The organism is Streptomyces sp. NBC_01237 (assembly GCF_035917275.1).
In the GTDB taxonomy this organism is placed as follows: domain Bacteria; phylum Actinomycetota; class Actinomycetes; order Streptomycetales; family Streptomycetaceae; genus Streptomyces.
This window is the reverse complement of the sequence record NZ_CP108508.1, coordinates 2,121,940-2,144,687: the sequence shown is the minus strand read 5'-3', so window position 1 is coordinate 2,144,687 and position 22,748 is coordinate 2,121,940. Positions and strand designations below refer to the sequence as shown.

17 protein-coding genes and 1 tRNA gene are annotated in these 22,748 nt (G+C 68.5%); 8 read left to right on the top strand and 10 right to left on the bottom strand.

All coding sequences use genetic code 11. The annotated features are described in order from the left end of the window. The first annotated feature begins 4 nt into the window (after window positions 1-4). The 5 genes from OG251_RS09550 (at window position 5) to OG251_RS09530 (ending at window position 7,329) form a co-directional block, all read left to right on the top strand. Window positions 5-883 carry a helix-turn-helix domain-containing protein gene (locus OG251_RS09550; protein WP_073725411.1) on the top strand — a complete coding sequence of 293 codons (879 nt, stop codon included), beginning with the start codon at window positions 5-7 and terminating at the stop codon, window positions 881-883. A gap of 74 nt (window positions 884-957) precedes the next feature. After that, complete coding sequence (locus tag OG251_RS09545; RefSeq protein ID WP_326676747.1) at window positions 958-1,368, top strand: chorismate mutase; 411 nt, start codon at window positions 958-960, stop codon at window positions 1,366-1,368. A 185-nt stretch (window positions 1,369-1,553) separates the two neighbouring features. Further along, a complete protein-coding gene (gene pepN, locus OG251_RS09540; protein ID WP_326676746.1) occupies window positions 1,554-4,055 on the top strand; it encodes an aminopeptidase N in 2,502 nt (833 codons plus the stop codon). A gap of 425 nt (window positions 4,056-4,480) precedes the next feature. Then, window positions 4,481-5,902, top strand: a complete 1,422-nt coding sequence (locus OG251_RS09535) for a pyridoxal phosphate-dependent decarboxylase family protein (RefSeq protein WP_326676745.1) — start codon at window positions 4,481-4,483, stop codon at window positions 5,900-5,902. Continuing rightward, window positions 5,899-7,329: a lysine N(6)-hydroxylase/L-ornithine N(5)-oxygenase family protein gene (locus OG251_RS09530; protein WP_326676744.1), complete on the top strand. Its 1,431-nt coding sequence runs from the start codon at window positions 5,899-5,901 to the stop codon at window positions 7,327-7,329. Before OG251_RS09535 ends, OG251_RS09530 begins: the two co-directional genes overlap by 4 nt. 120 nt (window positions 7,330-7,449) lie before the next feature. Here the strand turns inward: OG251_RS09530 and OG251_RS09525 are convergent, their stop codons facing one another. Next, window positions 7,450-9,270, bottom strand: a complete 1,821-nt coding sequence (locus OG251_RS09525; RefSeq protein ID WP_326676743.1) for a bifunctional metallophosphatase/5'-nucleotidase — start codon at window positions 9,268-9,270, stop codon at window positions 7,450-7,452. A 126-nt stretch (window positions 9,271-9,396) separates the two neighbouring features. Here OG251_RS09525 and OG251_RS09520 point away from each other — a divergent pair, with 126 nt between their 5' ends. Together OG251_RS09520 and pyk are read left to right on the top strand one after the other, a co-directional pair. After that, window positions 9,397-10,110: an SIMPL domain-containing protein gene (locus OG251_RS09520; protein ID WP_326676742.1), complete on the top strand. Its 714-nt coding sequence runs from the start codon at window positions 9,397-9,399 to the stop codon at window positions 10,108-10,110. A gap of 120 nt (window positions 10,111-10,230) precedes the next feature. After that, window positions 10,231-11,664 carry a pyruvate kinase gene (gene pyk, locus OG251_RS09515; RefSeq protein WP_326676741.1) on the top strand — a complete coding sequence of 478 codons (1,434 nt, stop codon included), beginning with the start codon at window positions 10,231-10,233 and terminating at the stop codon, window positions 11,662-11,664. Window positions 11,665-11,670: 6 nt separating this feature from the next. Here pyk and OG251_RS09510 read toward each other — a convergent pair whose 3' ends face one another. Together OG251_RS09510 and OG251_RS09505 are read right to left on the bottom strand one after the other, a co-directional pair. Next, window positions 11,671-12,459, bottom strand: coding sequence for a helix-turn-helix domain-containing protein (locus OG251_RS09510; protein WP_326676740.1), 789 nt, complete (start codon window positions 12,457-12,459; stop codon window positions 11,671-11,673). A gap of 86 nt (window positions 12,460-12,545) precedes the next feature. Next, window positions 12,546-12,628, bottom strand: a tRNA-Leu gene (locus tag OG251_RS09505). 94 nt (window positions 12,629-12,722) lie between these two features. On the opposite strand from OG251_RS09505, the gene OG251_RS09500 reads away from it, so the two are divergent. Continuing rightward, window positions 12,723-13,379, top strand: coding sequence for an ANTAR domain-containing response regulator (locus tag OG251_RS09500; RefSeq protein WP_073720338.1), 657 nt, complete (start codon window positions 12,723-12,725; stop codon window positions 13,377-13,379). An 88-nt stretch (window positions 13,380-13,467) separates the two neighbouring features. Here the strand turns inward: OG251_RS09500 and OG251_RS09495 are convergent, their stop codons facing one another. The 7 genes from OG251_RS09495 to OG251_RS09465 form a co-directional block, all read right to left on the bottom strand. Beyond that, window positions 13,468-14,184, bottom strand: a complete 717-nt coding sequence (locus OG251_RS09495; RefSeq protein ID WP_073720337.1) for an ABC transporter ATP-binding protein — start codon at window positions 14,182-14,184, stop codon at window positions 13,468-13,470. Next, on the bottom strand, window positions 14,181-15,107 hold the full coding sequence (locus OG251_RS09490) for an ABC transporter ATP-binding protein (RefSeq protein ID WP_326681198.1): 927 nt from the start codon (window positions 15,105-15,107) through the stop codon (window positions 14,181-14,183). Before OG251_RS09490 ends, OG251_RS09495 begins: the two co-directional genes overlap by 4 nt. A 5-nt stretch (window positions 15,108-15,112) precedes the next feature. Continuing rightward, the gene (locus OG251_RS09485; RefSeq protein ID WP_326676739.1) at window positions 15,113-16,903 is read right to left on the bottom strand and encodes a branched-chain amino acid ABC transporter permease; all 1,791 of its coding nucleotides are present in this window, start codon (window positions 16,901-16,903) and stop codon (window positions 15,113-15,115) included. A gap of 5 nt (window positions 16,904-16,908) precedes the next feature. Continuing rightward, window positions 16,909-17,838, bottom strand: a complete 930-nt coding sequence (locus tag OG251_RS09480) for a branched-chain amino acid ABC transporter permease (RefSeq protein WP_073720335.1) — start codon at window positions 17,836-17,838, stop codon at window positions 16,909-16,911. Between the two features lie 107 nt (window positions 17,839-17,945). Then, a complete protein-coding gene (locus tag OG251_RS09475; RefSeq protein WP_326681197.1) occupies window positions 17,946-19,154 on the bottom strand; it encodes a branched-chain amino acid ABC transporter substrate-binding protein in 1,209 nt (402 codons plus the stop codon). 630 nt (window positions 19,155-19,784) lie between these two features. Next, window positions 19,785-20,255: a PaaI family thioesterase gene (locus tag OG251_RS09470; RefSeq protein WP_326676738.1), complete on the bottom strand. Its 471-nt coding sequence runs from the start codon at window positions 20,253-20,255 to the stop codon at window positions 19,785-19,787. A gap of 97 nt (window positions 20,256-20,352) precedes the next feature. After that, the gene (locus OG251_RS09465) at window positions 20,353-22,626 is read right to left on the bottom strand and encodes an FdhF/YdeP family oxidoreductase (protein WP_326676737.1); all 2,274 of its coding nucleotides are present in this window, start codon (window positions 22,624-22,626) and stop codon (window positions 20,353-20,355) included. Window positions 22,627-22,748 lie beyond the last annotated feature (122 nt).

Sequence of the window (22,748 nt, the reverse complement as noted above, 5' to 3'; positions counted from 1 at the left end):
GCCGATGTACCACACCTGGATGCGCTTCTTCACTCCCAGCCCGCTCCACCACCGCCTCGGCCTCGTCTGCCTCGGCGTCGGCCTCCAGCACGGCGCCCTGCCCACCGTCGGCCCCCGCACCCTCGACCACCACGTCGCCGTGATCATCAACTCCGGCAGCGGCTGGTTCAGCGGACCCGACGGCCGCCGCACCCCCGTCACCGGCCCCAGCCTGATCTGGCTGACCCCCGGCACCCCCCATCACTACGGCGCCGACCCGCACACCGGCTGGGACGAGAGCTTCGTCGACTTCACCGGACCCGCCACCACCACGTACACCGAACTCGGCTACATCGAACCCGACCGCCCCCTCGTCGCCCTCTCCGACACCGCGGGCCCGCGCGCCGCCATCGGGCGCATGGTGCGCGCCGCCCGCCGCGGCAACCCCCTCCTCGAAGTCGAGACCGGCGCCGCCGTCCACGAACTGCTCGTCTCCCTGCGCCGCGCCCGCGCCGACATCGGCCCCGACGGCGACCCCGTACTCCACGCCCTGGCACGCGACGCCTTCCAGCCGCTCTCCGTCGCCGGACACGCCGCCCGCCACGGCATGACCCCCGCGGAACTGCGCACCGCCGTACGCCGCGGTGCCGGCTGCAGTCCCAAGGACTACCTGCTCGGCATCCGCCTGGGCCGCGCCAAGGAACTCCTCGCCAGCACCGATCTGCCGGTCGCCGCCGTCGCCCGCCGCGTCGGCTACGACGACCCGGCCTACTTCTCCCGGCTCTTCGCACGCCGCGTCGGCACCGCCCCCGTCCGCTTCCGCGAACAGCAGGGCCGCAGCGTGCCCGGCGGCTGGAGCGACCAGGTACCCGACCCGGAGCACCCGCCCACGATCAGCAACTGACACACGAGGCCGTACGCATCCCACCCCGCACCTTCTCCACCCCTCCTGTGCCGGTCGGTCTAAGCTCGCTGACCATGACCACGAGCAACATCGACGAGTCCGTACGCACGGAACTGAACCGGCTGCGCGACAGCATCGACAACATCGACGCCGCTGTCATTCACATGCTCGCCGAGCGCTTCAAGTGCACCCAGCAGGTCGGCCACCTCAAGGCCGAGCACAAGCTCCCGCCCGCCGACCCGGCCCGCGAGAGCCGCCAGATCGCCCGCCTGCGGCAACTCGCGGAGAGCGCCCGGCTCGACCCGGCGTTCGCGGAGAAGCTGCTGAACTTCGTCGTCGCGGAGGTCATCCACCACCACGAACGCATCGCGGAGGAATCGGAGAGCGGCGTCGCACGGGCCCCCGGGGGCTGCGGCAACGGGAACGACAGGGCGGGCGGCGCCGACGGGCCGGCCGCGGGGGACGATACGGCCGGACGGAGCTGACGGGCCGGCCGCCGGGGACGACACGGCCGCAGGCGACAACGCGGGTGTAAGGGACAACGCGGGCGCAGGGGGCGACGCAGGCGCCGGGGACGACCGCGCCGGAGCGTGACCCCCGGCGCACCCTCCGTTCCCCGCGAGAGAGAGCCCGCCTGCACAGCCCCGATCCCGTACGGCAGCATGGATCCATGTCCGTACTGACGCGCGACGAAGCGCAGACCCGAGCCCAGATCCTCGACGTACACCGCTATACGGTCGACCTCGATCTCACCGCGGGAGAGCAGACCTTCGGCTCCCGCACCGTCATCCACTTCACCGCCCACGCGGCCGGAGACACCTTCGTCGAGGTCAAGCCCGCCACCCTGCGCTCGCTCAGCCTCGACGGACAACCCCTGGACCCGGCCCTCCTCACCGAGAACCGCTACCCCCTCACCGGCCTCACCGCCGGCCCCCACGAACTCCACGTCGACGCCACCATGCGCTACTCCCGCACCGGCGAAGGCATGCACCGCTTCACCGACCCGACCGACGGCGAGACCTACGTCTACACCCAGCTCTTCATGGAGGACGTCCAGCGCGTCTTCGCCGCGTTCGACCAGCCCGACCTCAAATCCGTCTTCCAGTTCAACGTCACCGCCCCCACCGCCTGGACCGTCCTCGGCAACGGCATCGCCGAACAGACGGAAGAGGGCCGCTGGACGATCGCCGCCACCCCCCTCATCTCCACCTACCTCGTCGCCGTCGCCGCCGGCCCCTGGCACTCCGTCACCACCGAACACGCCGGACTGCCCTTCGGCATCCACTGCCGCCGCTCCCTCGCGCCCCACCTCGACACCGACGCCGACGAGATCTTCGACATCACCCGCGCCTGCTACGACCGCTACCACGAGAAGTTCGACGAGCCCTACCCCTTCGACTCCTACGACCAGGCATTCGTCCCCGAGTTCAACTCGGGCGCCATGGAGAACCCCGGCCTCGTCACCTTCCGCGACGAATTCATCTACCGCTCGGCCGTCACCGACACCGAACGCCAGACCCGCGCCATGGTCATCGCCCACGAAATGGCCCACATGTGGTTCGGTGACCTCGTCACCCTCGCCTGGTGGGACGACATCTGGCTCAACGAGTCCTTCGCCGAATACATGGGCTACCAGACCCTCACCGAGGCCACCGGCTTCACCGACACCTGGACCGACTTCGGCGTCGCCCGCAAGGGATGGGGATACGACGCCGACCAGCGCCCCTCCACCCACCCCGTCGCACCCGACCCCGACGCCGTCCCCGACACCGCCTCCGCCCTCCTCAACTTCGACGGCATCAGCTACGCGAAGGGCGCCTCCGCGCTGCGCCAACTCGTCGCCTGGCTCGGCGAGAAGGACTTCCTCGCCGGAATCAACACCCACTTCGCCCGGCACAAGTTCGCCAACGCCACGCTCGCCGACTTCATCGACAACCTCGCCTCCGCGACCGACCGCGACGTCCACGCCTGGGCCGAACAGTGGCTGCGCACCTCCGGCATCGACACCCTCACCGCCGACGTCACCGAAACCGACGCCGCCTGGTCCCTCACCGTCGACCGCGACGGCAGCCGCCCCCACCGCATCACCGTCGGCACCTACGACCACGCCCTGAACACCGAGGGCGGACCCGGCCACCTCGCCCGGCGCGACCGCTTCGAACTCGACATCCCCACCGGCGCCGCCATCACCCTCCCCGGCCGGCGCCCCGACCTCGTCGTCCTCAACGACGGCGACTTCACCTACGCCAAGGTCCGCCTCGACACCGCCTCCTGGGACACCGTCCTGGCCCACCTCTCCGGCGTCCCCGACGCCCTCACCCGCGCCGTCATCTGGAACACCGCCCGCGACATGGTCCGCGACGGCGAACTGGACCCCACCACCTACCTCACCACCGCCCGCACCCACCTCCCGCACGAAACCGACCTCGCCCTCGTCCAAGGCGTCCTCGGCTTCGCCGCCACCCACATCGCCCCCCGCTACCTCACCCCCGACGAACGGCCGGCCGCCCTCGCCACCCTCACCGCCCTCTGCCGCGACCTCATCCGCCGCACCGAGGACGGAACCAATCCCGGACTGCGTCTGACCGCCGTACGCCACCTCATCGACGCGGCCACCCAGCCCGACACCATCCAGGACTGGCTCACCGGCGGAACCGTCCACGGCGGCCCCGAACTCGACCCCGAACTCCGCTGGCGCATCCTCACCCGACTCGCCGTCCTCGGAGCCACCGACGAGGCCGCCATCGCCGCCGAACTCGCCCAGGACCCCAGCGCCACCGGCCAGGAAGGCGCCGCCCGCTGCCGCGCCGCCCTGCCCACCCCCGAGGCCAAAGCCACCGCCTGGCACGCCCTGTTCAGCGACGACACCCTGTCCAACTACCTCTTCACCGCCACCGCCCAGGGCTTCTGGCAGCCCGAACAGGCCGACCTCGTGAAGGACTACGTACCCCGCTACTACTCCGACGCGACCGCACTCGCCGTACGCCGCGGACCCGCCATCGCCGAAGCCGCCGGACGCTACGCGTTCCCCGCGTACGCCATCGACACCGACAACCTCGACCTCGGCACCCACGCCCTGGACGACGAAGCCCTCACCCCGGCCCTGCGCCGCAAACTGATCGACCAGCTCGACGACCTGCGCCGCGCCCTCGCCGTACGCGAAGCCCACTGACCGAAGCCCACCAACCCCCACTTCACCGCCCGCACCGCCCGCACCGCCCGCACCGCCCGCACCGCCCGTATCGGCAGTGCCAGCAGTGCCACCCGTGCCCGGGGTCCCTCAGCACCGAGGGGCTCCGGGCACACCCATTCCCGGGAGCCGATCCACCACGTGCACGCCCCGCCGCACACCCATTCCCGGAGCCGGCCCACCACGTGTACGCCCCACCGCACACCCGCGCACCGCACACCCGCCCCACCGCACGTACGTCCATCCCACAACCGCACACCCATACCACTTGAACCCCCGGCAAGCGGGCCACACCGAAGACCAGTACCCCTTTCGAGTTCAGATCGTTGGGCTCTTCGGCCGCGCCATCACCAAACCCGAACAAGCTGGCATGTCCACCCCCGCGCACCCGAAGGACCACCCCACCCATGTCCACCCCACCCCTCGCCGGAGGCACCGCAGGCCCCACCGCCCTGCGCCCCCTCCTCGACACCGTCCTCACCGCCCTGCACGACGGAGCCACCCGCCGAAACGGCCCCCTCCCCGCAGGCGGACCCGACACCGTCACCTCCCGCACCCGCACCGCCGCCCACCCCCTCATCCCCGATCACGGCACCGGCCCCCACCAGGCCCTCAGCACCCTGATCACCGCCCTCGCCGAAGGCGCCGCAGACCCCGCCCACCCCCACTGCGCCGCCCACCTCCACACCCCGCCCCTCGCCCTCGCCGCGGCCGCCGACCTCGCCGCCAGCGCCCTCAACCCCTCCATGGACTCCTGGGACCAGGCACCCGCCGCCTCCGCCCTCGAAGCCGACCTCACCACCGCACTCGCCACCGAGATCTACCCCCACGCCACCTCACCCGACGCCGTCATCACCACCGGCGGCACCGAAGCCAACCAACTCGCCCTCCTCCTCGCCCGCGAACGCCACGGCCCCGTCCAGACCATCTGCGCCGCCAACGCCCACCACAGCATCACCCGCGCCACCTGGCTCCTCGGCCTCCCCGAACCCGTCGTCATCCCCGCCCCCACCGGCGTCATGGACCTCGCCGCCCTCGACACCGCCCTCACCCAACTCCACCGCCCCCTCCTCGTCGTCGCCACCGCAGGCACCACCGACACCGGAGAGATCGACCCCCTCGACCACATCGCCGACCTCTGCACCACCCACGGCGCCGAACTCCACATCGACGCCGCATACGGCGGCCCACTCCTCTTCAGCCCCACCCACCGACACACCGTCCACGGTCTCGACCGCGCCCACAGCGTCACCCTCGACCTCCACAAACTCGGCTGGCAACCCGCCTCCGCCGGCATCCTCGCCGTCCCCGACCGCCACCACCTCACCCCCCTCCACCACCACGCCCCCTACCTCAACGCCGACGACGACACCGACGCCGGCCTCCCCGACCTCCTCGGCCGCTCCCTCCGCACCACCCGACGCCCCGACGCCCTCAAGATCGCCGTCACCCTCCAGGCCCTCGGACGCGACGGACTCGCCGACCTCATCGACCGCACCCTCGCCGCAGCCCACCGACTCGCCGACATCGTCACCAAACACCCCGCCCTCGACCTCTACGACCGGCCCACCATCAGCACCGTCCTCTTCCGCCCCACCCACGCACCCGACGCCACCGTCGCCGCCATCCGCCGCACCCTCCTCAACCGCGGCCACGCCGTCCTCGGCCGCGCCCACGCCGACGACCGCCTCTGGCTCAAGGCCACCCTCCTCAACCCCCACACCACCCCCGAAGACCTCCACGCACTCATCGACCTCGTCGACACCACCACCCACGACCTCACCACCACCCCCAAGCCCCACCGCACAGAAGGCGACACCCCTCGATGACCGACCGGCCCGCCCTCGAACCCGACCAGCCACACGACCTCGTCGGCATCGGCATCGGCCCCTTCAACCTCTCCCTCGCCGCCCTCGCCCACGGCGTCCCCACCGCCCCCGGAAACCCCCGGAAACTCGCCGCGACCTTCTACGAACAACGCCCCGCCTTCCACTGGCACCCCGGCCTCCTCCTCGACGGCGCCAGCCTCCAAGTCCCCTTCCTCGCCGACCTCGTCACCCTCGCCGACCCGGCCAGCCCCTGGACCTTCCTCAACTACCTACGCACCCGCGACCGGCTCTTCCCCTTCTACTTCGCCGAGCGCTTCCACATCCAACGCGCCGAGTACGACGCCTACTGCCGCTGGGTCAGCGAGCAACTCCCCGGACTCCACTTCAGCCACCAGGTCGACGCCGTCCGCTGGAACCCCGACCGCGCCCTCTTCGAAGTCGACTTCACCCAGCTCGACACCGACGGCGAAGCCGAAGCACTCGGCCGCGCCTACACCCGCCACATCGCCCTCGGTGTCGGCACCGAACCCTTCGTCCCCGAACCCCTGAAACCCCTCGCCGAAGCCGCGTCGGTCCCCGTCATCCACTCCGCCGAATACCTCCAGCACCGCGAACAACTCCTCAAAGCCGAACACATCACCGTCATCGGCTCAGGACAGTCCGGCGCCGAGATCTTTCTCGACCTCCTCCGCGCCCGCCCCGCAGGAGCCGAAAAGATCCACTGGCTCGCCCGCACCCAGGCATTCGCCCCCATGGAGTACTCGAAACTCGGCCTCGAACACTTCACCCCCGACTACAGCCGCTACTTCCACGCACTCCCCGAATCCGCCCGCGACGAACTCGTCCCCCGCCAATGGCAGCTCCACAAAGGCATCGACGCCGACACCATCGCCGCCATCCACGACGAGCTCTACCGGCGCACCCTCCACGGCGGCTGGCCCGACGCCACCCTCACCCCCGGAGTCTCCGTACGCACCGCAGGCCGCGTCGGCACCTCCCGCGTCGAACTCCACCTCGAACACACCCAGCAAGCCACCCGCACCCGCCTCACCACCGACGCCGTCATCCTCGCCACCGGCTACCGCGAACGCCCCCTCGACGGCCTCCTCAACAGCCTCGACCCCTACCTCCGCCGCGACTCCTCGCACCGCCCCCGCGTCGACGACCAGTACCGCCTCGTCCTCGACCGCACCGTCACCGGACACGTCTACGTACAGAACGCCGAACGTCACACCCACGGAGTCGGCGCCCCCGACCTCGGACTCGCCGCCTGGCGCAGCGCCACCATCCTCAACAGCCTCACCGGCGCCGAGCCCTACCCCCTCCCGCAACGCACCGCCTTCACCACCTTCGGCCTCACCCCCCAGCCCACCCCCAGAATCCCCGCACAGGGCCCTGCCCTCATCCGCCTCACACAAAGCAACTGACCCAACCCCCAGGAGCCCCGGCGAACCCCATACCCCCAGCGCACCCAGCCCATAAAAAAGGGGCGGCCGCCCCCGAAAACCAACCGGAGACGGCCGCCCCACACCACGAACCCACCCGAACTAGAACACCGGCACACCATCCCGCGTCAAACGCCAGCCCACCGAAGCGAACGCCGCCGGATCCACCGACCCCTTCGCCTGAACCCAGCCGATGATCGTGTTCCGGATCTCATCCGAATTCGCCCACAGCTGCTTCGCACCCGGCACATGCGGGAAGTTGCCCCCGCCACTCGCCCGGTAGTTGTTCACCGCAAACACAAACTGCGCCGCCGGATCGATGGCCTTCCCCTCAAAGGAAAGCCCCACGATCCGCGAACCCACCGGCTTCGCGATATCGATGTCGTACGTCACACCCGACACCGCGTCATAATTGTAATCCGGAGTGTTGTCCGCGTTCGTCAGCTTCGACGTATCCACCGGAGCACCGGCCGCCGTCTGCACGTAATACTTCGCCGAATACTCCAGATAATCCTTGAGCTGCGCACCCGTCAACAACCGCGCCTCAAGCGTGTTCTCGAACGGATACAGACCCGCCGCATCCCGGATCGTCACCTCACCCGCCGGGATCGCCGCCGTCCGAGAGAAGCACGACGCCTGCGACAGCACCGGCAACGCCGCGTACTCGCCACCCGCCAGAGCCGCCTTCACCGTCTCCGCCTGAACCTGATTGATCAGATCGATGATCGGCTCGTCCTTCCACGGCGCCGCCGCCGTCGACATCGCCACCACCGACGTACCGATGACCTGATTCACATAGGCCACCACCTTCCGGTGCTCGTCCCGCAGCAGCGACGTCACCTTCCGGTCCTCCGCCACCGCATTCGAGTTCAGCACCTGCGCCCCGGCCCTCTCGACCGTCCAGCGCCCCTTCTTCCACACCAGATCGAAGTCGAACAGCGTCAGCCGCTGCCCCCACTTCGCCGGCTCCGACAGAACAACCTGCTTGCCCGTCGCCTTGTTCGTCACAAAATGCTCAGGAATCTCCAGATGGGCATGCCCGACCAGAATCGCATCGATTCCCGGCACCTGCTCCGCCACCAGACCCGCCGCATTCTCCACATACGGCAGCTGGTCACCGTACGACGACGTACCCGACGAACCCGAATGCGCCGACACGATCACCACATCCGCGCCCATCGACCGCAGCTTCGGCACCCACTTCGCCGCCTGCTCCTCAAGACCCGGGAACACCATCTTCCCGCCCACATTCGCCTTGTCCCAGATCGCGATACCCGGATTCGTCAACCCCAGCACCGCCACCCGCACATCACGACCGTGCGGAGTACGCAGCCGCTTGATCACATACGGGGCGAACGCCGGCCGCAACGTCTTCGCATCCAGCGCATTCGCACCGAGCAGCGGGAAATCACACTGCTCCTCGAACTTCCGCAGCACCGGAATACCGTAATTGAACTCATGGTTCCCCAGCGCGGCCGCGTCGTACCCGATCGCGTTCATCGCCTGCGCCATCGGATGAACCGGACCACGCCTCGCCGTGATCGGATCGATCTTCGCGTAGTAGTACGACAACTGGGTGCCCTGGATCGTGTCACCCGCATCGATCAGCAGCGTATTGCGGCGGCCCTTCTCCTTCCGCACCTGATCCACGAGCGTGGAGATCTTCGCCAGGCCCACATCGTTGTGCGCCGCGTCGTCGAACTCCTTGTCCGTGAAGTAGTCCCAGTTGAAAACATTGCCGTGCAGATCCGTCGTGCCCATCACCGTGAACGAATACCGCTTCGCCGGACGGCCGTGGCCATGACCGTGCCGGCCCTCCGCCCCCGCAGCCCCGGCAGATCCCACGACAGCCCCGCCGGCCATCGCCACACCCGCACCGGCAGCAGCCGAACGGCCCAGAAACGTCCTACGGTTCAACGGCATTCTTACTCCTCGTTCAGTTGGGCAACGCGCGTAGATTCTGGCTCAGCAACCACACCCCGCAACACCCCGCGCAGGTTTCGATCTGATGACCACCGGAGCACACATCCCCCGTGCCAGAGTGAACGCATGACCGACACCACCACCCACCACCCGTACGGCACCCCCCAGACCCCCCACCTCACCGTCCGCGGCGAAGCCCACCTCGAAGTCGACCCCGAAACCGCACACATCACCATCACGCTCAGCGCCCGCGGCACCGACCGACGCACCACCCTCGACGACCTCACCCGCCGCAACACCCACACCATCGACCTCATCAAGAGCTACGGAGACGCCGTCGACACCCTCCAGACCGGCACCCTCACCATCAGCCCCGAACTCACCCGCCACGGCCGCGGCGAACGCATCCGCGCCTACCACGGACGCATCCAACTCACCGCCACCCTTACCGACTTCACCGCCCTCGGCGAACTCACCGCCCGCCTCGCCGACCAGGACCTCACCCGCGTCGACGGCCCCTGGTGGGGCCTGCGCCCCGACTCACCCGTCCACGCCGCCGCCCGCCGTCAAGCCGTCCACGAAGCCCTCCAGCGCGCCCGCGAATACGCCGAAGCCCTCAACACCCGACTCGGCGCCCTCCTCGAACTGGCCGACACCGGCACCGGAAACCCCCGACGCACGGCCCGCGCCGACTTCACCCACCGGGCCATCCCCTTCAGCGCCGCCGGATCCACCGAAATGGCCGACGAGGCCACCCCCATCGACCTCGAACCCGTACGCCAGAACGTCGACGCCCAGGTCGAGGCCTCCTTCACCCTCAACCCGCCCCCACTGCACTGAGCGCTCATCGGAGCACCCCGGCGCACAATTCAACACTTGTCAATAACCCTTCACCCAAAGGTTGTTGAGGTGTCATACGGAGCCAAATACCTACCCGTAGGTAAGGTCTAGGCTCAAACCATGCGCCGAGCAAAAATCGTTTGTACCCTGGGACCCGCCACCGACACATACGACCAGATCAAGGCCCTGGTCGAAGCCGGAATGGACATCGCCCGCTTCAACCTCAGCCACGGCACCTACGCCGAACACGAAGAGCGATACCACCGTGTACGCAAAGCATCCGAAGAGACCGGCCGCAGCGTAGGCATCCTCGCCGACCTTCAAGGCCCGAAGATTCGCCTCGGACGCTTCCGCGAAGGACCTGTACTCCTTGAACGCGGCGACACCTTCACCATCACCGTCGAGCCCCTCGAAGGCGACCGCCACACCTGCGGCACCACCTACGACGGCCTCGCCGCCGACGTCACCACCGGCGAACGCATCCTCGTGGACGACGGCCGCGTCACCCTCGAAGTCACCCGGGTCGAGGGCCCCCGCGTCCACACCACCGTCATCGAAGGCGGCATGGTCTCCGACCACAAGGGACTCAACCTCCCCGGCGTCGCCGTCTCCGTCCCCGCACTCTCCGAAAAAGACATCGAAGACCTGCGCTGGGCCCTGAACATCGGCGCCGACATCATCGCCCTCTCCTTCGTCCGCAGCGGACGCGACATCGACGACGTCCACCGCATCATGGAAGAAGAAGGCCGTCGGCTCCCGGTCATCGCCAAGGTCGAGAAGCCCCAGGCCGTCGAGAACATCGACGACATCGTCGCCGCCTTCGACGGCATCATGGTCGCCCGCGGCGACCTCGGCGTCGAAATGCCCCTGGAACAGGTCCCGATCGTCCAGAAGCGCGCCATCAAACTCGCCAAGCGCAACGCCAAGCCGGTCATCGTCGCCACGCAGATGCTCGACTCGATGATCGACAACTCCCGCCCCACCCGCGCCGAGGCATCGGACGTCGCCAACGCGATCATCGACGGCACCGACGCGGTGATGCTCTCCGGCGAGACCAGCGTCGGCAAGTACCCCGTCGAGACCGTCCGCACCATGTCCCGCATCGTCGAAGCGGCCGAGGAGGACATCCTCGGCAAGGGCCTCCCGCCCCTCACCGACCGCAACAAGCCCCGCACCCAGGGCGGTGCCGTCGCCCGCGCGGCGGCCGAGATGGGTGACTTCCTCGGCGCGAAGTTCCTGGTGGCCTTCACCCAGAGCGGCGACACGGTCAAGCGCCTCTCCCGCTACCGCTCGCCCATCCCGCTCCTGGCCTTCACCCCCGACGAGGCCACCCGCGCCCAGCTGAACCTCACCTGGGGCGTCGAGACCTTCCTCGGCCCGCACGTGGACTCCACGGACGCGATGGTGGCCCAGGTCGACGAGGAACTGCTGCGGATCGGCCGCTGCCGGAAGGGTGACGTCGTGGTGATCACGGCGGGCTCCCCGCCCGGAGTCGCGGGCTCCACCAACCTGGTCCGCGTGCACCACATCGGTGAGGACGACAGCCCGAAGTAGGGCGGCTCAGTATTTCGGCCCGACGTGAGCATCCATGAGGGCGACGGATGCCCGTCGGGCTACGGAGATGTTGTACGCCTTCCCGGCACGCGTGCAGTGCTTCCACTCGACGCCGAGCCTGTCGAGGGTGTCGGTGTAGAGCTGCCGGATGTCGTCGGAGACGTTGGTGAAGTAGTAGCGCGGATACTCATACCGCTTCCGTACGCCGTCGACCACCCGGGTCGTCCAGTTCATGTTCCGGCAGCCGTCGGAATGGATGAGACCCCGGACGAAGTCCCAGCGGTGTGCGTTCACGATCTCTTGCTGCCAGGGTTCGAGGACGATGGGTCGTTCGTGTTTCCGTCCCGGGCCGTGCTGTGGGAACAGGCAGGGAAGGTGCTTGGAGTAGACCTTGATGTTGTGGCAGCCCGTTCTGCGCACCCGGCATGTCGCGTTGTCCGGGAACACCTTGCGCATCGCTGCCTCGGCCTCGTTCTGAATGCCGGGCCAGGAATCATCAAGAGTGATCATGAGATTCGGCACTCGGTGCTGGAAGGGCCGGCTTATGTGGCCATCACCCAGGTAGAGGGCCAGCAGATACGCGTAGGCCGTCGTGTCGAGAGGAATGCCGTCACACCGATGACACGGTGGATTGTGTCTGCCCGGGCACTCGCCCCGCTCGGAGCGATCCATGTGGAGCCAGTACGCGACGGTGCCGCGCGGCACGTTCAGCTCGCGTGCCACGTCCGCGCCCTTGGAGCCGGACCGGAGGAGGGTGAGCGCCTTCTGGCGCACTTCTGTCCCGTGGAGGTTCACACCGCCACTCTGCGTGAGGAAGAGTTGCCGCAGGTAGCGAAAAGCGGATGTTCACGAGAACGTGAACATCCGCTTCCTTGGATCTGTGCCGAGTGCGGGATTCGAACCCGCAAGCTCTTTCGAGCAGATGTGTTTGAGACATCCGTGTATACCCTTCCACCAACCCGGCGAGGGTGCTGCCGAGGAGTGTACCGGGTGACCTGTCGCCCCCGCTGCTAGGTAGGCTGAATCGCAGCAGCACCTGCCCTGAATCAAGGAGCCCCGTGACCACCCCCGAGTCGCCCCAGCCCGTAGACGCCGCCGACGACGACAAGTCGCACGTCCCGCCGCTGACGACCCGTGTCGTCATCGCCGAGGACGAGGCTCTGATCCGTCTGGACCTCAAGGAGATGCTGGAGGAGGAGGGCTACTCCGTCGTCGGTGAGGCCGGGGACGGTCAGCAGGCCGTCGAGCTGGCCCGGGAGCACAAGCCCGACCTGGTCATCCTCGATGTGAAGATGCCGGTCCTCGACGGGATCTCCGCGGCCGAGAAGATCGCCGAGGAGTCCATCGCACCGGTCCTGATGCTCACCGCGTTCTCGCAGCGCGACCTCGTGGAGCGGGCCCGGGACGCCGGGGCGATGGCGTACCTGGTGAAGCCGTTCAGCAAGAGCGACGTGGTGCCGGCCATCGAGATGGCGGTGTCGCGGTTCGCGGAGCTGAAGGCGCTGGAGGGCGAGGTCGCGGACCTGGCGCAGCGCTTGGAGACCCGGAAGCTGGTGGACCGGGCGAAGAGCATTCTCCAGACGGATTACGGGCTCTCCGAGCCGGCCGCGTTCCGGTGGATCCAGAAGACGTCGATGGACCGGCGGCTGTCGATGCAGCAGCTGGCCGAGGCGTTGATCGAGGACGCCGAGGAGAAGAAGAAGTCGGCCGAGTAGCTTTCGCCGTACGGATACGCAGGAAGGAGGCCCGCGCCCCGGATCGATCGGGGTGCGGGCCTCCTTCGTGCGTACCGGTACGGGAGGGTCAGTCCTCGCCGAGGTAGGCCTTGCGGACCGACTCGTCGTGCAGGAGGTCCGGGCCGGTGCCGGAGAGGACGATCTTGCCGACCTCCATGACATGGCCCTGGTCCGCGAGGGAGAGGGCGGCCTGGGCGTTCTGTTCGACGAGCAGGATCGTGGTGCCCGCAGCCTTGAGCTCGACGATGGTCTCCATGATCTTCTGCATCATGATCGGGGAGAGGCCCATGGAGGGCTCGTCCAGCATGAGCAGTTTGGGCTGCGACATGAGGGCGCGTCCCATGGCGAGCATCTGCTGTTCGCCGCCCGAGAGGGTACCCGCGGCCTGCTTTCGGCGTTCCCCGAGGATGGGGAAGAGGCTGTAGGCGCGGTGGATGTCCTTCTCGATGCCCGCCTTGTCGTTGCGGAGGTAGGCGCCGAGGAGGAGGTTCTCGGTGATCGTCAGCCGGGGGAAGATGTGGCGCCCCTCGGGCGAGTGGGCGATGCCGAGGGAGACGATCTTGTGGGCGGGGATGTTGGTGAGGGGTTTGCCCTCGAAGAGGATGCGGCCGCCGAGTGGCTTGAGCAGTCCGGAGAGGGTGCGCAGGGTGGTGGTCTTGCCCGCGCCGTTGGTGCCGATGAGGGTGACGACCTGGCCGGCATCGACGCTGAAGGAGATGCCCTTGACGGCTTCGATCTTGCCGTAGGCGACGCGGAGGTCCTCGACCTCTAGCAGTGCGGTCATCGGGTGTCCTCCTCCTCGGTGCGAGGGGTGTCGGGTGTGGTGTCGGTCGCGGCGGGGGCCGTCCCGGCCGCCTCGGCCTCCGCTTCCGCCTCGGCCGCTTCGACCTCGGCGACTTCTTCGGCGCCGGGGGCGCCTTCGAAGGGGGTGCCGAGGTAGGCGGCGACGACGCGTTCGTCGCGCTGGACGACGTCGGAGGTGCCTTCGACGAGCTTTTCGCCCTGGACGAGCACGGCGACGCGGTCGCAGAGGTTGAAGATGAACCGCATGTCGTGCTCGATGACGAGGATGGCGATGCCCTGGTCCCGGATGGCGAAGATGAGGTCCTCGGTGACGCGGGTTTCCTGGGGGTTCATGCCGGCGGTGGGCTCGTCCAGGAGCAGGAGGCCGGGGTCGCTGGCGAGGGCGCGGGCGATCTCCAGCTTGCGCTGGTCTCCGTAGGGGAGGTTGCGCGCGAGGTGGTCGGCCTTGTCCTGGAGTCCGATGAACTCCAGGAGTTCCATGGCGCGTTCGCGGCTGGCGTTCTCGGCCTTCTTGTAGCCGGGGAGGCGCAGGAGGGCGGACCAGAGGCCCTCCTTGGTCCTGGTGTGGCGTCCGACGAGGACGTTTTCCAGGACGGTCATGTTGGCGAAGAGCCGGATGTTCTGGAAGGTGCGGGCGATGCCTGCCTGGGTGACGAGGTGGGGCTTGGGCGGCAGGACGGTGCCTTTGTAGCTGACCTTGCCCTCGGTGGGGACGTAGAGGCCGGTGAGGCAGTTGAAGAAGGTGGTCTTACCGGCACCGTTGGGGCCGATGAGTCCGACGATCTCGCCGGAGTTGACGGTGAGATCGACGTTGCGTACGGCGGTGAGGCCGCCGAAGCGCATGGTGACGCCGCTGGCGTCGAGCACGGTGGTGGCGGTTTGGGTGGTGGCTGTTGTGGTCATGGTGGTCACGCCCCCGCCTTCGTGGTGCCGGCGGCTGTGTCGGTGAGTGGTGTGTCGGGTGGTACGTCGAGCTGGCCGGTCTCGTGGAATTCGAGCTGCTTCCTGCGGTCGGCGACGAGGCCTTCGGGGCGGAAGCGCATCAGGAGGATGAGCGCGATGCCGAAGAGGAGCAGCTGGTAGTCCTGCATGAACTGCAGCTTGGCCGGGATGAGGTAGAGCAGCGCGGCGCCGACGAGGGGTCCGCTGAGGGTTCCCATGCCGCCGAGGATGACGGCGGCGAGGAGGAAGGCGGAGTTGGGCGGTGCCGAGCCGGCGAACTGGTACTGCTCGGGCGTCACCGTGTAGGAGACGTGTGCCTGGACGGTCCCGGCGAGTCCGGCGAGGGTGGCGCCGAGGGCGAAGGCGAGCAGTTTGAGCCGGAAGGCGTTGATGCCCATGGCGGTGGCTGCGGTTTCGTCCTCGCGGATGGCGACCCAGGCGCGGCCGATGCGGGATTCGCCGGAGCGGCGGAAGACCATGACGACGACAGCGGTGAAGACGAGCATCAGCAGGTAGTAGTTGGCGGACCTGCCGAGGGTGAAGCCGCCGATGTCGTGGCTGATTCCGAAGTCGAACCCGAAGAGGTTGAGGTCGGGGATGCTCGGGATGCCCTGGGAGCCGTTGGTGAGGTCCGGGCCGCTGACGCCGTTGAGGGCGTTGACGGTGAGGCGGAAGATCTCACCGAAGCCGAGGGTGACGATGGCGAGGTAGTCGCCGCGCAGCCGCAGGGTGGGGGCGCCGATGACGACGCCGAAGACGAGTGATGCGGCGGCGCCGGTGAGGACGGCTGCCCAGAAGGGGAACTGGACGCCGATGGGGGAGAGCGGCGAGCCGGATACGAGGGCGGCGGCGTAGGCGCCGACGCCGAGGAAGGCGACGTATCCGAGGTCGAGGAGTCCGGCGAGGCCGACGACGACGTTGAGGCCGAGTGCGACGGTCGCGAAGATGAGGATGTTGGCGCCGATGAGGGCGTATTCCTCGTTCTGCTGGGTGAAGGGGAAGCAGAACGCGGCGACGAGTGCGGCGGTGAGGGTGACGTTGCGGTGCTTGGTGGTGAGTGCGGTGATCCGGGCGATGAGGCCGGCCCGGTTGAGCGCGGTGAAGCCGAAGCCGACGCTGATCAGGAAGCCGATGAAGAGTTCGGCGTATTCGGTGTCGATGCCGTACGTGAAGACGTAGAGGGCGACGCCGAAGGATCCGGCGATGATCAGGATTTCGGCCCAGGAGGGGAGTTCCTTGGCGCGTGCGGGCGCGGGGGCGCGCAGGCTGTTGCGGAAGCGTTCCCAGGGGGTGGGCGTGGCGGTGTCGGCGATGTCCTGGTCGGCGGGGAGGCCGAGGGCGGCGATGACGGCGACGAGTGCGCCGATGCCGCTGACCCAGGCTCCGGGTTCGAGGTTGACGACTCCGCCGAGCTTGGAGGAGATGGCGCCGATGGCGTAGCCGGTGGTGCCGAGGACGCCGAGTGCGGCGAGTCGGACGGGGCTGTTGGTGCCGCCGGGGGTGAGCCAGCCGAGGCCCTTGATGCCGTACCCGGAGAGGGCGAGGAGCAGGGTGAGGGCCGCGCCGATGAGGGTGAGGACCTGGAGGCCGCCGGGGTAGCCGGTGACGGTGAGGTCGCCGGGGAATTCGTCGGTCCAGGTCCAGGCGAGGAAGGTGCCGATGAGGGCGACGGCCGCGCCGAGGGTGGTGAGGGCGCGGGCCGCGTTGGCGGGCAGCGGGAGGAGGGCGCCGGTGTGGGGCGTGGTTTTGGTGGTCATCCGTATCACGCCCGATCCGCGACGCGTTCGCCGAGTAGGCCCTGGGGTCGGACGAGGAGGACGATGATGAGGAGGGCGAAGGCCCATACGTCCTTCCAGGCGCCGCCGCCGAAGAGTTCCATGCCGGGCACCTCGCTCATGTAGCCGGTGGCGAGTGCTTCGGCGACGCCGAGTACGACGCCGCCGAGCATGGCGCCGTAGATGTTGCCGATGCCGCCGAGTACGGCTGCGGTGAAGGCTTTGAGGCCCATGATGAAGCCCATGCGGAAGCCGATCTGGCCGTTCTTGAGCCCGTAGGCGACGGCGGCGACGGCGGCGAACGCGGCACCGATGGCGAAGGCCATGACGATGATGCGGTCGGTGTTGATGCCCATGAGCTTGGCGGTGTCGGGGTCCTGCGAGGTGGCTTGCATGCCGCGGCCGGCTCGGGTCTTGGAGACGAAGAGGCCGAGGGCGAGCATGCAGATGGGGGCTGCGACGAGGACGAAGAGGTCGCCGCGCTGGATGTTGGCGCCGAGGACTTCGAAGGCTTCGCCCTTGAACTGGGGGAAGGACCGGTCCTTGGTGGCGTCGGGGTACCACATCCAGACCGCCTGCTGGAGCGCGAGGGAGAGCCCGATGGCGGTGATGAGGGGGGCGAGGCGTGGCGCGGTGCGCAGTGGCCGGTAGGCGAATCGTTCGGCGGCCATGCTGATGGCGACTGCGGCGATGATGCCGCCGACGATCATGAGGGGTATCGCAGCTATGAGGGAGAATCCGGACGGAAGCCCGAGGTAGACCGTGAGGGCTCCGAAGCCTCCGATCATGAAGATCTCGCCGTGTGCGAAGTTGATGAGCTGGATGATTCCGTAGACCATCGTGTATCCGATCGCGATGAGACCGTACATCGCGCCGAGGATGAGTCCATTGGCCAGCTGTTGCGGCAGTTCGTTCACCGCAGGGCCTCCGTGGAGTGGTTCGGATATGGCACCGCGCGGGAGCGCTCGTAGCGCTCCCGCGCGGTCTGGTTGCTTCCGGGTGACCGGGAGGGGCCTGGTCGGTGCTAGTTGACCGACTCGCTGAGCTTGGAGGCCCACTTGCCGCTGGTGACCTGGTAGGCGGTCATCATGGTGTTGGTGGTGTCGCCGTATTCGTCGAAGGAGACGGGGCCGGTGACGCCTTCGAACTTGACCTTGGCCATGGCGGCGAGGACCTTTTCGCGGGCGTTCTCGGGGAGCTTGCCATCGTTGTCGGCGACGACGATCTTGACGGCTTCGATGATGGACCAGGTGGCGTCGTAGGTGCCGCCGCCGTAGGCCTCGTAGGCGTCCTTGTAGCCGGCCGTCTTGTAGTCCGCGATGAACTTCTTGGCGGAGTCGAGTTCTTCGACGGGCTTGCCGACGGAGGTGGCGATGTCGCCTTCGGCCTTCTTGTTGAGCTTGATGAAGTCGGCGCTGTACATGCCGTCGCCGCCCATGAGCGGGATCTTGACGCTGTCCTTGAGCTGCTGGCTCAGGGGTGCGCCGGCGGGGTACTCGCCGCCGTAGTAGACGGCCTTGGCCTTGGTGCTCTTGACCTTGGTGACGATGGAGTTGAAGTCACGGTCGTCGGGGTTGACGTGGTCGGTGCCGACGATCTTGCCGCCGAGTTCGGTGAACGTCGTCTTGAAGGAGGCGGCGAGGCCGGCGCCGTAGGGCTTCTGGTCGTCGATGAGGTAGACGTCCTTGATCTTCGCGTTGTTGAAGAGGTACTTGGCCGCGAAGGCGCCCTGGATCTGGTCGGTGGTGGCGGTGCGGAAGTACGAGGCGTACGGGCGCTTCTTGTCGCCGGTCTTCCAGTTGTTGCCCTGGGTCAGCTCGGTGCCGGTGTTGGCCGGGGAGACCTGGGTGAGCTTGGCGTCGTTGAGGGGCTTCTGCATCGACTGGGAGACGCCGGAGTTCAGCGGGCCGACGACGCCGAGGAGGTCTTCGTTGCCGATGAACTTCTGGGCGTTCTGCTGGCCGACGGAGGGCTGGGCCTGGTCGTCGAGCGGCTGGAGCTCGAACTTGATGCCGGGGACCGTCTTGTCCTTGTTCGCCGTGTTGACGGCGAGGTCGGCGGAGTTCTTGATGCCGAGGCCGAGGGCGGAGAGGTCGCCCGTCAGGGGGGCGTCGACGCCGATGACGACGGTCTGGGTGTCGCCGTCGCCGCTGCTCTTCTTGTCGTCGTCGCGCGACCCGCAGGCGGTGAGCGTCAGTGCTCCGGTGGTGAGCACTGCAGTGAGTATGAGCAAAGAACGGTGTCGCACGAAAGGTCCTTTCCCTGGCGCGGCCTCCTCTGCTTGAGGTGCCGTCCTCGATCGCCGGGGCGTGCTGTGGGACAGAGTCGTGCAGCGGACGCGCCCGGCGGCGCGGTGACTGGCGGTGACTCTAGGCGCAGGTGTGGGGGTCCGGGATGGGTCGAGTCAGGATGTGACTCTCTTGTTATGCCCTTGAGGAAGGCTTGAGGTGGCTGTGCTGACATGTGCCGTTTTTTCACTGAACGGCGAAGTGGCCGCATCCTGAGAACGCGCAGCTCTGCTAAGGGGCTTGAGCCGATCATGGTGCTGTCGCACGGTGCGGTGGGCGGTGGTGGAGGGGGGCGTGGCGAGATGGCCCCGTGTCTTTCGGGCCGGTGGAACGGCCTGTTTTCGCATTGCCTGAATGTTACGCAGCGTGACATTGGTGGGGGGTGTCGGGGGCGGCGTCGGCAAGCGGGGCTGTTGAGTGGCTCATGGAACGGCCCTTGTGGTCAAGGGTGTTGACCGAGTGTGTTCGTCAACGCCTTTGAACGGGTGGGGATATGGGTCTGCCCGGCCGGAAATGCGCGGGTGCGTTCCGGCCGGGCAGTGGGGTGTGCCGGGGGTGTCCGGCGGTGGCTGGGATCAGTCGGCGGCGGGCTGGGGGTTGTCGCGCAGGAGGCAGGTGAGGCGGGCGGTGCAGACCCGCTTGTCCTTTTCGTCGGTGATGACGATCTCGTACGTGGCCGTGGAGCGGCCGCGGTGCACGGGGGTGGCGACGCCGGTCACGAGGCCGCTGCGGACGCCGCGGTGGTGGGTGCAGTTGAGGTCGACGCCGACGGCGAGCTTGGTGGCGCCGCCGTGGAGCATGGTGCCGACGGAGCCGAGGGTCTCGGCGAGGACGGCGGAGGCGCCGCCGTGGAGGAGCCCGTAGGGCTGGGTGTTGCCCTCGACGGGCATGGTGCCGACGACGCGGTCGGCGGAGGCTTCGGTGATCGTCACGCCCATGCGCTCGCCGAGGTGTCCGGCGGAGAACAGTGCGGGGAGGTCTACGCCGAGTGCCGCGTACTCGTCGATGACTTCCTGGGGGAACTTCGGGGTGGTCTGCTCGCCCATGGGGTCCGGCTCCGATCGTCTGCGCTGGTTCGTTGCTGTGTGCACTGTTCTTATCAGACGGCTGAGCGAACGCTTAGGGGGGTGGGGCGGGTGCTCGTCAGCGGGTGTTCTCGAACCGTACGACGACGGATTTGCTGGCCGGGGTGTTGCTGGTGTCGGCGGTGGAGCCGAGCGGGACGAGCACATTGGTCTCGGGGTAATAGGCGGCGGCGCAGCCGCGGGCCGTGGGGTAGTGCACGACGCGGAAGCCTGCCGCGCGGCGTTCGGCGCCGTCCTTCCATTCGCTGACGAGGTCGGTGTAGGCGCCGTCGGGGAGGCCGAGGGTGTGGGCGTCGTCGGGGTTGACCATGACGATGCGGCGGCCGCCCTTGATGCCGCGGTAGCGGTCGTCGAGGCCGTAGATCGTGGTGTTGTACTGGTCGTGGGAGCGCAGGGTCTGCAACAGCAGCCTGCCTGCGGGGAGTTCGGGGTACTCGACGGGCGCAGCGGTGAAGTTGGCCTTGCCGGTGGCGGTGGGGAAGCGGCGTTCGTCGCGGGGGGCGTGCGGGAGCGTGAAGCCGCCGGGGCGGGCGACGCGGGTGTTGAAGTCGTCGAAGCCGGGGACGACGCGGGAGATGCGGTCGCGGATGGTGGCGTAGTCCTTTTCGAACGCTTCCCAGTCGGTGCGGGAGGCGGGGCCGAGGACGGCGCGGGCGAGGCGGGCGACGATGGCCGGCTCGGAGAGCAGGTGGGGGCTCGCGGGGGTGAGGTTGCCGCGGGAGGAGTGGACCTTGCCCATGGAGTCCTCGACCGTGACGAACTGTTTGCCGGCTGCCTGGATGTCCTTGTCGGTGCGGCCGAGGGTGGGCAGGATCAGGGCGCGGGTGCCGGTGACCGCGTGCGAGCGGTTGAGCTTGGTCGACACCTGGACGGTGAGGCGGGCGCGGCGCATGGCGGCTTCGGTGACGGTGGTGTCGGGCGTCGCGGCGACGAAGTTGCCGCCCATCGCGAAGAAGACCTTCGCCTCTCCGTCGCGCAGGGCCTGGATGGACCTGACGACGTCGTAGCCGTGGTGGCGTGGGGAGGTGATCCCGAATTCCTTGTCGAGGGCGTCGAGGAAGGCGGCCGCGGGCCGTTCGAAGATGCCCATGGTGCGGTCGCCCTGGACGTTGGAGTGGCCGCGGACGGGGCAGACTCCGGCGCCGGGGCGGCCGATGTTCCCGCGGAGCAGGAGGAAGTTGACGACTTCGCGGATGGTGGGCACGGAGTGTTTGTGCTGGGTGAGGCCCATGGCCCAGCAGACGATGGTGCGTTTCGAGGCGAGGACCATGGAGAGGGCCTGCTCGATGGAGCCGCGGTCGAGGCCGGTGGCGGTGAGGGTGTCGTCCCAGTCGGCGGCGCGGGCGGTCTCGGCGAACTCTTCGTATCCGTGGGTGTGTTCGGCGACGAAGGCGGTGTCTACGGCTCCCTCGGTGTCCAGGATCATTTTGTTGAGGAGGCGGAAGAGGGCCTGGTCGCCGCCGATGCGGATCTGGAGGAAGAGGTCGTTGAGGGCGGTGCCCTTGATCATGCCGGTGGGGGTCTGGGGGTTCTTGAACCGCTCCATCCCGGCTTCCGGCAGCGGATTCACCGAGATGATCTTCGCTCCGGCGGATTTGGCCTTCTCCAGGGCGGAGAGCATCCGGGGGTGGTTGGTGCCGGGGTTCTGCCCGGCGACGATGATCAGGTCCGCCTGGTGGAGGTCTTCCAGGGAGACGCTGCCCTTGCCGACGCCGATGGTCTCCGTGAGTGCGGACCCGGAGGACTCGTGGCACATGTTGGAGCAGTCCGGCAGGTTGTTGGTGCCGAATTCGCGGGCGAAGAGCTGGAGGAGGAACGCGGCCTCGTTGCTGGTGCGGCCGGAGGTGTAGAAGAGGGCCTCGTCGGGGGAGGCGAGCGCCCGGAGCTCCTCGGCGATGATCGCGAAGGCGCGTTCCCAGGTGACGGCCTCGTACCGGTCGGCGCCCTCGGGCAGATACATGGGCCGGGTGATGCGGCCCTGCTGGCCGAGCCAGTATCCGCTGCGGGTGGCCAGGTCGGAGACCGGGTGCGCGGCGAAGAAGTCGGGGGTGACGCGGCGCAGGGTCGCTTCTTCGGCGACGGCCTTCGCCCCGTTCTCGCAGAATTCGGCGGTGTGCCGCTTGTCGCCCTCGGGCCAGGCGCAGCCCGGGCAGTCGAAGCCGTCCTTCTGGTTGACCTTGAGGAGTGTCTGCGCGGTGCGCCGCACTCCCATCTGCTGCTGGGCGACGCGCAGGGTGTGGGCGATGGCGGGCAGCCCGGCGGCGGCGTGCTGGGCCTCCGCTATCTGCGGGGCGTCCTGGACCGGGTCACCGGTCGGGGGCTTGGTGGCCATGGTGCTCCCCTTCGAGCGCTTCTTCCTCCTCCCGATCCTGTCACGTGCCACCGGCAGGGCGCCTGCCCGGACACCGGGGTGAGGTGCGGGGGCGGTGGCGCGGGGCCGTGGCCGGTCCGGAA